Origin of the sequence: Actinokineospora diospyrosa, from assembly GCF_024171925.1 — a bacterium.
GTDB classification, from domain to species: domain Bacteria; phylum Actinomycetota; class Actinomycetes; order Mycobacteriales; family Pseudonocardiaceae; genus Actinokineospora; species Actinokineospora diospyrosa.
In genome coordinates this window covers 52,983-65,859 of the sequence record NZ_JAMTCO010000024.1, presented here as the reverse complement: position 1 = coordinate 65,859, position 12,877 = coordinate 52,983, and the positions used below count along the sequence as shown (strand labels likewise).

Annotated in this window: 8 protein-coding genes and 1 pseudogene; 4 read left to right on the top strand and 5 right to left on the bottom strand. The window is 69.9% G+C overall.

All coding sequences use genetic code 11. From position 1 onward, the window contains the following. Together LV75_RS34340 and LV75_RS34335 are read left to right on the top strand one after the other, a co-directional pair. The coding region (locus LV75_RS34340; RefSeq protein WP_253888131.1) for a transposase family protein at positions 1 to 322 on the top strand (322 nt) is incomplete at its 5' end. Between the two features lie 265 nt (positions 323 to 587). Continuing rightward, positions 588 to 1,331 (top strand): maleylpyruvate isomerase family mycothiol-dependent enzyme, encoded by a 744-nt coding sequence (locus LV75_RS34335; protein ID WP_253891714.1) that lies wholly within the window; start codon positions 588 to 590, stop codon positions 1,329 to 1,331. A 61-nt stretch (positions 1,332 to 1,392) separates the two neighbouring features. On the opposite strand, the gene LV75_RS34330 is transcribed toward LV75_RS34335, so the two are convergent. The 5 genes and pseudogenes from LV75_RS34330 to LV75_RS34310 all read right to left on the bottom strand — a co-directional run bounded on the left by LV75_RS34330 (position 1,393) and on the right by LV75_RS34310 (position 9,698). After that, positions 1,393 to 2,589, bottom strand: coding sequence for an MFS transporter (locus LV75_RS34330; RefSeq protein ID WP_253891713.1), 1,197 nt, complete (start codon positions 2,587 to 2,589; stop codon positions 1,393 to 1,395). A 58-nt stretch (positions 2,590 to 2,647) separates the two neighbouring features. Further along, the gene (locus LV75_RS34325; protein ID WP_253891712.1) at positions 2,648 to 6,736 is read right to left on the bottom strand and encodes an amino acid adenylation domain-containing protein; all 4,089 of its coding nucleotides are present in this window, start codon (positions 6,734 to 6,736) and stop codon (positions 2,648 to 2,650) included. Between the two features lie 23 nt (positions 6,737 to 6,759). After that, positions 6,760 to 7,551, bottom strand: a complete 792-nt coding sequence (locus LV75_RS34320) for a maleate cis-trans isomerase family protein (protein WP_253891711.1) — start codon at positions 7,549 to 7,551, stop codon at positions 6,760 to 6,762. A 590-nt stretch (positions 7,552 to 8,141) separates the two neighbouring features. Then, a pseudogene (locus LV75_RS34315) lies at positions 8,142 to 9,014 on the bottom strand (NAD(P)-dependent oxidoreductase); the annotation flags it as partial. 108 nt (positions 9,015 to 9,122) lie between these two features. After that, positions 9,123 to 9,698 (bottom strand): TetR/AcrR family transcriptional regulator, encoded by a 576-nt coding sequence (locus LV75_RS34310; protein ID WP_253891709.1) that lies wholly within the window; start codon positions 9,696 to 9,698, stop codon positions 9,123 to 9,125. 737 nt (positions 9,699 to 10,435) lie between these two features. Between LV75_RS34310 and LV75_RS34305 the strand changes: the two genes are divergently transcribed. Together LV75_RS34305 and LV75_RS34300 are read left to right on the top strand one after the other, a co-directional pair. Continuing rightward, positions 10,436 to 11,083: a response regulator gene (locus LV75_RS34305; RefSeq protein WP_253891708.1), complete on the top strand. Its 648-nt coding sequence runs from the start codon at positions 10,436 to 10,438 to the stop codon at positions 11,081 to 11,083. Between the two features lie 154 nt (positions 11,084 to 11,237). Then, entirely contained in the window at positions 11,238 to 12,746 is a 1,509-nt protein-coding gene (locus tag LV75_RS34300) for an alpha/beta hydrolase (RefSeq protein ID WP_253891707.1), read from the top strand. The last annotated feature ends 131 nt before the right edge of the window (positions 12,747 to 12,877 follow it).

The window sequence follows — 12,877 nt, the reverse complement described above, 5'->3', positions numbered from 1 at the left end:
CGAGGGTCGCCACCACGACATTCACTGCCTCAGGAAATCAGGCATCCTGCAGGGCCGGGACACCACCTCCTGGCTCGCCGACAAAGGCTACATCGGCAGCGACATGATCACCCCGTTCCGCAAACCCCGCAAACGCGAACAACCCCGATGGCAGAAAGAATACAACTTCCAACACAACAAGATCCGCGTCGCCGTCGAACGAGCCATCGCCCACCTCAAAACCTGGCGGATACTCCACACCGACTACCGGCGCCCGTTCAACACCTTCACCGCCACCATCACAGCAGTCATCGGACTCTACTTCTACGCACGCTCTGAATAACCCTCACAGCCTACCGACGCGCTCCGACTAACCCGCAGCAGCAAACAAGGCCTGTGCACAACCACAACCGTTGTGGACAACTACCCCAACCCCACAAACCAATACCCAGCAGACCCACACCAGCCACCAGTTCACAGCAGAACTCACAAGGGTCGAACGCGCGCAGCCCAGATGGCGCACCCCAAGACCGAGCGTGTCACAGTCTGTGGAACCCCACCCGGGTGCCGTTCGTACGGTAAGCAGGGTCACCCAGAAGAGGAGCGCCATGCACATCGACCAGCTCGCTGACGCACTGCGTGAGCAGACCGCCGCGTTCGCCGATGCGGCCGACGCCGAGGCGGGGACGCCGGTGCCGAGCTGTCCCGGGTGGGTCCTGCGGAACCTGGTTGGGCACATCGGTCAAGCTCACCGGTGGTCTGCCGGGATAGCCGGGACCGGCCAGCCCAGTCCGCTGCCGGATCCGCTGACCGCTGACCCGGGTGAGCGGGATGCCTGGGCGGGGTGGCTGCGCGAGGGCGCGGAGGAGTTGATCGCCGCGGTTGGTGACGGTACGCGGGTGGTCTGGACGTTCTTCGGCGAGCGGCCCTCGCGGTTCTGGTTGCGGCGCATGCTGGCCGACACCACCATCCACCGCGCCGATGCCGCGATCGCCACCGGCCGCGCGCACGGGGTCCCGGCCACCCTGGCCACGGAGGTCATCACCGAGGGCCTGGAGCTGCTCACCTCACCCGCCGCGCCGCAGGTCCGGGCCGCTCTGGCCGGGCTGCGCGGCACCGGCGAGACGATCCTGCTGCGCAGTACCGACGGGCCGGGCTGGCTGATCACCCGGGCCCCCACCGGCCCCACGTTCACCACCACCGACGGCACCGCGGCCGATGTCACCGCGACCGCGAGCGCCCAGGACCTGCTCTGGCTGTTCTCGCGCCGGGTCCCGCCCACCGACCCCCGGATCACCGTCACCGGCGACGCCGCCGGGCTCGACGACTGGCTGGCGCTCACCGTGTTCTGAGCAGGCACGCGGCGGTTCGTGCCCCGGGCGCGGAATCCCCGGGGCACGAACCGCCGCCACCTCAGGCGAGGACCCGGCTCCCGGCTCGGAAGCCGTGCTCCTTCGCCGACCACACGACGGCCAGCGCGGCGACCGCGAGGAGCAGCTGCGACCACGGGAACGAGTCCGGGCCGAACCACTCCAGCAGCACACCGCCGACCGCGCCGCCCCCGGCGACCGCCAGGTTGAACACGGTGACCAGCATCGACTGGGCCACGTCGGCCGAGTCGCCCGCCGCGTCGGCGATGGCGGTCTGCAGCAGCGTCGGGGCACCGCCGAAGGTGAGGCCCCACAGCAGGACACCCGCGTAGATCAGCGGGGTCGCCTGCGTGCCGACCGCCAACGCCACCGCCGCGACGGCGAAGCCCGCCAGCGACAGCACGGTCACCCGCCGCAGGTGCCGGTCGACATAGGCACCGGCGAACCAGATGCCGACCACCGCGGCCGCCCCGAACAGCAGCAGCATCAGCGGCACCTGGTCGCCGAGGCCGTGCTGGGCGACGAACGGCGCGATGTAGGTGTAGAGGATGTTGTGGCCCAGGATCCAGAGGAAGATGACCCACAGGATCGCCCGGATCCCGGGCGTGCGCAGGACCGCGCCGACCGGCATCCGCTCGCTCTTGCCCTGACCGGGGAAGTCCGGCACCGCAGCCACGATCCACAGCAGCAGCACCAGCGCGATCGCCGACATGATCCAGAACACCCCGCGCCACTCGGCGAGGGTGCCCAGCCAGGCACCCAGCGGCACGCCGAGCGAGAGCGCGATCGGCTGGCCGACACCCACGATGGCCACCGCCTTGCCCTGCACCTCGGGTGCCACCATCCGGCGCGCGTAGCCCGCCAGCAGCCCCCACACCACCCCGGCCGCCATGCCCGCGACGAACCGGGCGGCCAGGGTCACCACGTAGTCACCCGAGAGCGCGGTGATCGCGTTGAACACCAGCAGCGCGGCGATCGCCAGCAGCAGCAACGGCCGCCGGTTCCAGCCCCTGGTCGCGGCGATGACCGGGACGGCGGCCACGACCGACCCGATCGCGTACAGCGTGAGCAGCTGGCCTGCCAACCCCTCCGAGACGCCCAGCCCGGCGCTGATCTGCGGCAGCAGCCCGGCCGGGATCGTCTCGGTCATGATCGCGATGAATCCGGACAGCGTGAACGCGAGCAGACCGAACACGGGCAGGCTCACCCGCCCCCGCTGCTCCTCGGCCGTGTCGACCATCGGTTTCCTCCACTCTCTACTCAGGACAGCTCGGCCGGTGTCGACCGACTCGTGGTGGTCAGTAGTTGGGCGTTTTCGCCAGCAGGTGCGAGCGGCGCTCGATCTCCGGCTCGTACACCGAGGTGTGCCAGTCCTGCGGCGGGATGGGTTCCAGGGCGATGGACACCGCGTCGTGGCTGACGCCCATCGCCTCGGTGATCGCCTTGCTGATGGCGGTCACCAGCTCGCCCTGCTGCTGGGTGCTCAGCTGGACCGGGAAGTGCTTGATGTTGACGTGCGGCATGTGGACCGGTCCCCCAGCGGTGCGCGTTCGGTCGCGGATGGTGGCGGCGAGCCGGTCCACGTCCGGGGCCCGCAGCACGCCGTAGTGGTCGACGTCGAGCTCCAGCACCGTCGGCGGGCTCGGCAGCGCGCCGACCGCCTCCTCCACGAAGGAGTAGTCGTCGCCGCGCACCTTGAGGATCGTGATCGGAGCGGCGACCCGGCGGTGCAGCATCTCCTCGAAGGTGTAGCGGAAGCTGTAGGAGGCGCGCACGATCGCCACAACCCGGCGGATGGTGGCCACGTCCAGCCTCGGCTGGCGGGCGGCGACGAACGCGACGAAACCCGCCTCGTCGGTGGTCGCCGCGACGCAGTCGTCGACGTCCGGTCCGGTGATCCGGCCCGCGAACACCGAGTACAGCAGCGTCACGAACGCGGGATCCCCGTAGAGGCCACCGGTTCCCGGGTCGATCGCGGCCCGCCGGATCGGCGACCCCGGTGCGATCAGCACCACCTGTTCGACGACCTCACCCGCCTGCTCCAGTTGGTGCGCGGCCTCGAACGCGACGCGGGCACCGAAGGAGTAGCCCCACAAAGTGTACGGGCCGTGCGGCTGGACCTGGCGGATCAGGTCGACGTCGTGGCGGGCCATCTCGGCGACGGTCTGGTGTGGAGTCTCACCGTCGTTGATGCCCGCGGCCTGCACGCCGAGGAACGGGCGGTCCTGCCCCATCGCCAACGCCAGCGGTTTGAGGTTCATCGGGTAGCCGCCCAACCCCGGCCAGCACACCACCGGAGCGCCGGACCCCTTGGGCTGCAGGGTGATCAACCGGGACACGGCCTCGTGCGAGCGCTCGTCGACCCGCCGGGCGAGGCCCTCGACCGTCGGCTCGTCGAAGATCAGCTGCACCGGCAGGGTCGTGTTGACCGCCCGGTTGACCTCCTGGATGAGCAGCACGGCGAGCAGCGAGTTCCCACCCACCACGAAGAAGTCGTCGCGCACCGAGATGTCGTCGGTCTTCATGACCTTCGCCCAGGCCGCCGCGATCCGCCGCTCGGTCTCGGTGCGCGGTGCGACGACCTCGCGCCGCTGCTCGGCCGCCACCAACGCGTCCGAGTGCTCAAGCGCGCGGACGTCGACCTTGCCGTTGGCGGTGTAGGGCATCGCGTCCACGATCACGACCCGGGCCGGGATCATGTACTGCGGCAGGAATCCCGCGATGTCCTTCTTGATCATCTCAGCGGGCCCTTGGGTGTGGACCGCGTCCTCCTTCATGCCCTCGCCCGCGATCTGCTCGGCGCTGACCCGGCCGCCGAGCGCGAAGTAGGACGGTCCACCCGGGAATCCCGCCTCGCGCAAGATCGAGCCGATCCTGCGCGCGGACGGCAGGTCGTTGCCCGTCTCGGAGCTGTAGCCCGAGGACATGAACCCGATGCCGAAGGGGTTCATCTGCAGCACCTGCAACCGTCTACCGAGGTCGATGTACCCGGCGTCGCGGTCGGTGGAGCGGCTGATCAGCGAGACACCGAGGTCGGCGCGCTCGTAGACCTGCTGGTTGATGGCGATGACGTGCTTGCGCAACACCAGCGTGTCGGAGACGCGCCGCAGCTCGCCGTCCGCGTAGCGGTACTGGCCCGCGTCGATGTCCACGACCCGGCCCGGGTGGATCTGGACGTAGGTGTCGACCGGTCCACTCGGGACCCGCTGCGCCAAGGCAACGATGTCGTAGCCGCCCAGGTAGACGTGGTCGTCGTCGGCACCGAGGACCTCGGCCGCGGCCGGGTCCACCGATCCGGCGCCGACACCGAGGCCGTACTCGGGCAACACCTCGTCGAACAGGCCGAGCAGGTGACCGGCCTCGAAGCGCAAGACCTCGAGGACGTTGTTGCGGTACACCGACTCGATCGCGGACTTGCGGCCCAGCAGGTGAACCCGCAGTCGCGCGGAGTCCCCGTGCGCCTCGCCGACGCGGACGAGCTCGTGGTTGATCGGGTGGTAGTAGTACCACCCGTCCGGCGCCGCGGGCAGACCCACGATCTCCAGGTGCAGCTGGGTCGCGTAGAGCGCGCCGGGTGAGGCGTAGCCGTACTTGGGCAGGATCCGGTCCGAGCTGTGGAACTGACCGAAGTTCCGCAGCAGAGAACCGAGGCTGGCGAGGTCGACCTGATCCAACGACCTCGACTCGGCGTCCGCGGCGCTGTCGTGGCCGAGCAGCAGGAGAACGTCCGCGATGGACAGTGCGCCACCGTCGAAGAAGCGGTAGGTCTTGCGCGCGAAGGCGCGCTGCCGCTGCCGCGCGGACTCGGCCTTGCCCGGCAGGGCCAGTGCGGGACCGCCGCCGGTGCGCACGCCCAGGTTGCCCAACTGGGCGCGGACCTGCACCCGGCCCTGCTTGGACTGGTGGTGCGAACCGTGGTTGCCCTGGTCCATCAGGGCGGCCTCGCGCGGGTTCAGCTCGACGCAGGCCACCAGGTTCCGGGCCCCGGTGCGCTCGTCGTCGCGCACGAGCACCGCGGCGTTGCGCACCCAGTCGTGGTTCTCGATGGCGACCCGGACCTCGTCCAGCTCGATCCGGTGACCACGCAGCTTGACCTGGTTATCCACCCGGCCGACGAACTGGTACGTCCCGTCCGCGCCGCGGCTGACCAGGTCGCCGGTGCGGTAGAGCCGGGTCGGGATCTCGTCCGGTCCAACCGGGATGGTGACGAACCGGCGCTCGGTCTCCTCTTCGCGGTTCAGGTAACCCCGCGCGAGTTGCACGCCACCGATGTGGAGCTCGCCCGGCTCCCCCACCTCGACCTCGGCACCGTTCTCGTCGAGCACGTGGAACTCGGTGGCGTGGACGGGCTTCCCGATGGAGACCGTGTTCCCCGCACCCGCGGCGACACCCGCGGGGATTACGTGCGCGGAGGCGTTGATTGTGGTCTCGGTCGGACCGTAGAGGTTCACCAGGTCGCTGTCGGGCAGGACCTCGGCGAACCTGGTGGCCAGCCTGCGCGAGAGCGCCTCACCGCCGCTGAACACCGCGGTCAGCGAGGTGCAGCGGGCGAAGAGGTCGTCGTCGACGAGGGCTTGCAGCAGCGTCGGCACGCACTGCAGCAGGGTCACGTCGTTGGCGACGATCGTCTCGATGAGACTGGACGGGTCCCGGTGCGCGCCGGGCGGGGCAACCACGACCCGTGCCCCGACGGCGGGTGCGAGGACCTCCCACTGCGCGGCGTCGAAGCTGATCGGGGTCTTGCGCACGATCGACTGGGTCTCGTCCAGTCCCACCGCGTCGCGCAACCAGGCCATCTGGTTGGCGATCGCGCCGTGCTCGACCACCACCCCCTTCGGGCGCCCGGTGGTCCCCGAGGTGTAGATCACGTACGCCGCGTCGCGTGCCCGGGGCACGTCCTCGGGCCCGCCCGCCCGCTCCAGTGGACCCCCACCAATGGAGTCCACTGTGATCACAGGTAGGTCGCCGCGTAGCAGCTCGGTGAGGTCGGCTCGCAGCCCGGTCGCGGTGACGACCATGGCGAGCCTGGAGTCCTCGATCATGTAGGAGACGCGGTCCAGCGGGTAGTCGGTGGCCAGCGGCAAGTACGCCGCGCCAGCCAGCAACACCCCCCAGGTCGCGACGACGAGATCGGCGGACGGTTCCAAGTAGAGCCCAACGATCGTGTCCGGCCCCGCACCCGCGGCGCGCAACCGTTGGGCAACAGCGCAAGCGCGGTCCACCAGGTCCGCGAAGCTCAGCGCGCGGTCGCCGTCCACGACGGCGATGGCGTGGGGTCGCGCCACGGCTTGGCCGAGCAGCAGCTCGGGAAGCAGTTGATTCGCCGGTAACTCCCGGGCACCGCCGCGCGTCGAAGCGGACGAGGTGGCTATGGCGTTGGTACTCATGGTTCTGTTCCCCCCGTTGGTGATCAAGATGTGGTCAGTACCGGGACCTTGCCCTGGGGCAGGGTCAGGTGGTTGGCGAGCAGCTCGCCGTGGCCGGGCACCGCGTCGTGGATCCCCCCGGATCGCAGCGCGTGCCAGTACAGGACGACGTTGTTGGCGATGACCGGCTTGCCCAGCCACGCCTCGGCCTCGGCGGCGACCCTGGCCATCGCCACGTTCGTGCCGACCTGGACGATCGCCTGCACGTCCGGCCCGTCGACCTCGCGGACCGCGGCGCGCAGCCGGTCCTCGGACACGTGCGCGATCCGCGCCGGGCTCGGGCACCCCAGGCCCCGCACGCGCACCACGTCGTAGCCCGCGTCGGTGAAGAAGCGCGACACCGAGTCGTCGCCGACGGGCAGGTACGGCGTGATCACCGCGACCCGGGTGATGTCGCCGTGGCTGGCCAGCGCGGCGCGGATCGCGTCCGGGCTCATCGTGACCGGCCGACCGCCGCTGGTCTCGCGCATCGAGGCCAGGACCCGCTCGTGGTGGTGCGGCCCCTCCCAGTAGCTCTCCGGCGAGACGGCGAGCACGACGTGGTCGGGGTCGCAGGTCACGACGCCGCGGATGGCGGGCTCGGTCGAGGCGCGGATGCTGCGCATGACGTGGTCGAACCCGGGCTGGCGCACCATGGAGTCGTCGTTGATGACCATGCGGGCGATGTGGTTGGTGACGCCGGGCAGCCGCAGCCGGTCCAGCTCCGGCTGGGCGGAGGTGTTGGTGGACGGCACGACCACCGCGATCTTGTAGCGGTATCCCAGGGTGTCGGGCACGGTGTCTCCTCGTTCTCACTCGCGTCTGTGTGTGGCTGGCAGGCGGCGGTTGTGCGGCGTGTTCCGAACCCATCTAGTCCTAAGTGGACCTCGAATCGATGCCGCCCTTCCCCTATTGGCGAACTGATCCGCTGTTCGGTGCGCGACTGCGCACCGGTCCGAACTGGATGGTGGTCGCGGCGCGCCTTCCCCAACACGCGTAGACCACTGGCACGTCAGTGCACTGCCCCCGTTGAACACCACGGTTCAGCATTCTTCGGCGTCAGGCAAGGGGATTCCGGGAAATACACGCTGAAACATTCACCGGCACGGGTGGTATCTGCGGGCGTGCCGGGAGCACTGGGCCCATCACCGGAAAGGGCGGGCGGAACGCCGCGACTGGAGTTCCGCGATCTGGTTGACCTGCTGTGGATCTCCACCGTGTGGATCTCTACTGTGTGGATCGCCGCCGTGTGGATCGCTGCCGTGCGGATCGTTCCGCTGTGGATGGCTGTGTCGTGAATCGCTCTGCCGTTGATCATTGTGCCGCCCGCGGTGTGCGGGCGGCACAAGTCGAACCGGCACCGAGGTGAATTCCTCGGTGGTCTTCCCTATTCGAAGCTGGCGAAATAGGTGGCGGCCATGTCCTCGCCGCCGTGCCCGAGCGCGGTGGCCCTGGCGAACCGGTCGGCTGCCGCGCGCACCGCGTCCACCCGCACGCCCGCGCGGTCGGCGGCGGCCAGCACCAACCTGGCGTCCTTCTCCGCGTTGTCCACGGTGAACGCCGGGGTGAAGTCACCCGATCGGATGGCGGCGGACTTGCCCTGGAAGTAGCCGCTGTCCATCGGGCCGCCGCTGACCACCTCGACGAAGCGCGCCGGGTCGACCCCGAGGCCCTTGGCGAGCGCCAACGCCTCGGCGACACCGCTGGTCAGCGCGAGCACCCAGGTGTTGAGCACGAGCTTGAGCCTGCTCGCGGCCCCGGCCTCGGTCGCGACCCACACGGTCGTGCGACCGATGGTGTCGAACACCGGGGCCAGCACCGCGCGCACCGGTTCCGGTCCGGCGGCCAGGACGACCAGCTGGCCCTGTTCGGCCGGTTGCCGGGTGCCCTGCACCGGGGCGTCGACGAAGGCGATCCCGCGTTCGGCCGCCCACGCCGCCAGGCCGTCGATGTCCTCCCCGACCGTCGACAACTGCGCCCACACCACGTCGGCGGCCAATTCCGGGGCCGCCGCCTCAATGGTGTCCCGCACGGCAGGTGCGTCTTTGAGGACGGTGAGCACGATGTGCGCACCCTTGACAGCGGCGTTGGGGCTCGCGGCCACCGTGACGCCCGCGGACAGCAGTTCCTCGGCCTTCTCCCGGGTGCGGTTCCAGACCCGCACCTCGAATCCCGCCCTGGCCAGGTTCCGCGCCACCGGCGCGCCGATGATGCCCGTCCCGAGCACCGCAACGGTCGGCCGCGTCGAACTCATGGTGACTAGCTCCTCACGTGTGCCTGCTGTGTTCTCACTCGACGACCACCACCCCGTCGGTCACGGGGTCCGAAATGGACACCTCGGGCTCCCTCCTCCCGAGGTGTCCACGGGCTACAGCACCCGCAGGACCATCTCGACCACGCCGACCAACGCGTCCCTGGGCATCGTCTTGCCCAGCACGCGCAGCCCGTACATCGAGTTGAGCACGTACAGCGCCACAGCATCCGGGGCGTCACCCGCGGCCAACTCCCCGCTCGCCCTGCCCTCACGGATGGCGTTGGTCAGCGCCGTGGCCATGCGCTCGAACACCGCAGCGACCAACTCCCGCACCTCGGCGTCCTGATCAGCAAGCTCCAGCGCCGTGTTGACCGCGAAACAACCCCGAGGACCGTCGTCGGCACACTCCTCCTCAACCACGGTCATCAGCAGCCCGCGGACCCGGTCGCGCACCCCTCCCCCGCCCGCCAGGAACTCCTCCTGCCGAGCCGCCCACACCTCGTTGTACCGACGCAGTGTGTGGTGGAACAGATCTTTCTTGCCCGTGTACGCGTTGTAGAGACTCCCCCGACCGAGCCCGGTGGAATCCACCAGGTCAGCGGCAGAGGTCGCGAGGTAGCCCTTCGACCAGAACGCCACCATGGCACTGTCGAGAACCCGCTCCGGGTCATACGCCTTGGGTCGAGCCATGAGGGAAGACTAGCAGTTGTGTAACACTCGTTCAAGTATTCAGTCAGGTGCACTCGGTGAGCACGTGTCGATCGAGTCCAGGTGCGGGGAGCCATGGCCGCCCGGCGGGCATTCCAATAGCCCCTGACCTGGCGATTCGCGAGCTTCGCAGCAACGCGTGCTACTCGATGGAGCGAAGCCCGAGGTGCCAGCCTGCCCCCAGTCAGGTCTGCCCCAACCCACCTACCCAACCCGTGGACACTCGGACCTAGCGGTGCCAACCCCGCCCCCGTCAGGTCCGCCCAACCCACCTACTCAGCCCCTGGACACTCGGAACGGCCGGTGCCATCCCAGCCCCCTCTCGGCTGCCCTGCCAACCCAGCGCCTGGACAGTCGGACTCGCTGGTGCCAGGCCGGCTCGATGGGGCGGACTTGTTTTGCGTGGGGGGACGGCACCCGTAGCGTCGTCAGCGGCAGGGCCATGCTTTTCGGCCCCTGCTTTGCGGTCCTGCCGCGGGTGTTGTAGGGGCCCCGCGCAAAACAAGTTCGCCCCATCGAGCTCGTCGCATTGCCGCGGATCGGGCCCGATGTCGCCGCTAGGCGACGAGGCGTCCGATCCCGGGTCGCCGAGGTTGCCGCCAGGCAACGAGGCCGACCCACACCCCCGCCACCGGTGACACGTCCCACGCCAGAACCCGCCCCCACAACCCGTGCGGCATACTTGCGTCGCTGGTCAGGCGAATCTCGGAGGGACACGCGTGCGGGTCGTGATCGCCGAGGACGACGCCCTTCTCCGCGAGGGCCTCGTCCTACTGCTCAGCACCGCGGGCGTGGACGTGCGCGCGGCCGTCGACAACGCGACCGACTTCCTCGCCGTGGTCACCGCCGAGCGGCCCGACGCGGTAGTGGTCGACGTGCGGCTGCCCCCGACGTTCACCGACGACGGCCTGCGCGCGGCGGTCGAGGCGCGCCGGGTGCACCCCGGTCTCCCGGTGTTGGTCTTGTCGGCGTTCGTGGAGAACAGCTACGCGGCCGAACTGCTCGCCGACGGCGGTGGCGGGGTGGGGTACCTGCTGAAGGAGCGGGTGGGGCGGGTCGACAAGTTCCTCGACGCCCTGCACCGCGTGGCGGGCGGTGGCACGGCGATGGACCCCGAGGTGATCGCGCAACTGCTGGTCCGGCACCGAGCGGACGACCCGCTCGACACCCTGACCGGCCGCGAACGCGAAGTGCTCGCCCTGATGGCGGAGGGGCACAACAACACCACCATCGCGTCGATGCTCGTCATCAGCGACGGCGCCGTGCAGAAGCACATCCGCAACATCTTCAGCAAGCTCAACCTCCCCAGCGATGAGGCGGGCCACCGCCGCGTCCTCGCTGTTCTGGCGTACCTCAACGCTTCGTGACTGGGCCGTTCGCGCTTCGTTGGTAGCCCTAGCACTACCTTCCGACTGCAGGTAGCGCGACCTCGAAGACGGGTGCTCGCGGCATCGGAACTCGGCTATCCGACTTGTAGCTTGGGATTCACCGGGAAAGCCGGTTCCTAGAGGGGGAATCCCATTGCTAGTAAACAAGGTTAAGCGCCTGGGCGCGCTCGCGGCCGCGGCGACCATGGGGGTCGGCCTGCTGACAGGCACGGCAGCCGCGACATCCACTGTGGACAGCCTTGGGCAGTTCACCAAGCAGAGGCTGACCTGGAAGCCTTGCGAACACGAGGTTCTAGACAAAGCGGGCGCCCAGTGCGCGGACGTCACGGTGCCGATGGACTACTCGCGGCCACGTGGTCGCACCATCACCGTCGCGATCTCCCGGCTCAAGGCGACCGGCACCGGGCAGCGGCGTGGCGTCATGCTGTCCAACCCCGGTGGCCCTGGTGGGCCCGGCCTGGACATGATGGTGGGGGTCCGCGAGCGGATGACCGCCGACGTGCGGGCCAGGTACGACCTGATCGGCATGGACCCGCGCGGCGTCGGCCGCTCGACCCCGGTGGACTGCGGCTGGCCGGTCGGCACCATGCTGCGCTCGGGTGGGGAGAACCGGGCCGCGTTCGACCGCAACACCGCACTGCAGGCCGACCTCGCCCGGCGCTGCTCGGCGACCGAGGGCGAGTACCTGCGGCACATCTCGACGCGCAACACGGCGCGGGACATGGACGTGGTCCGGGGCGCTTTGGGCGAGTCGCGGATCAGCTACTTCGGGTGGTCGTACGGCACCTACCTGGGCGCGGTGTACACCCAGATGTTCCCGGGGCGCAGCGACCGGATCGTGCTGGACAGCGCGATCGACCCGCGTGAGTACGGGCTGCCGATGCTGCAGGCGATGGGCGGGGCGAACGAGGCCGCGCTCGACGACTGGGCGAGCTGGGCCGCGACCCGCGACGCCGAGTACCACCTGGGCACGACGCCGCGGCAGGTGCGCGCCGGGGTCGAGGACCTGCTCCGGCGGTCGGCCCGCAACCCGATCCCGGTGGGGAAGACCACGATCAACCAGCACGAACTGCCGACGCTGCTGTTCGTGCGCGTCGCCGACGCCCGCGACAACGCCGCACTCGCCGCCGACGTCCGCCTGCTGCTCGACGCCGCCGACGGCAAGCCGGTCACGCCGAGCCCGGGACTGGACGCCATCCTCCAGCTGCTCCAGAAGCCGACGCCGCAGACGCAGGGCTCTGGCCAGGCCGCGGTGATGTGCGGTGACTCCGCCATGCCGCGCGACCCGCGCTGGTACTGGCAGACCATCCAACGCGTCCGCCCCGCGCAGCCCGTGTTCGGCGCCCTGACCAACAACCTCAACGCCTGCGCGTTCTGGGCCCGGCCCGCCGAACCGCCGACCAGGGTGCACAACGCCGTCCCCGCCCTCATCGTCCAGGCCACCGGCGACACCCGCACCCCCTACACCAGCGGCGTTGGCCTGCACCGCGCCATGACCGCCTCCCGCCTCCTCACCCTCCAGAACGTCCGCATCCACGCCGTCTTCGGCCACCTCCCCAACACCTGCGCCGAATCCACCATCAACACCTACCTCCGCGACGGCACCCTCCCCCGCACCAACCCCACCTGCCACTCCGACTGACCCCCGCACCGGGGGTGGGCGGCCGCCCACCCCCTTCGGCGGATACCTGAGGAAGTTCACACCCAGGCGGACTGCCCACCGACCTCGGTGTCCGGGTGCCGAGATGGCCGGGCCCATCGGGTGGGTCACTC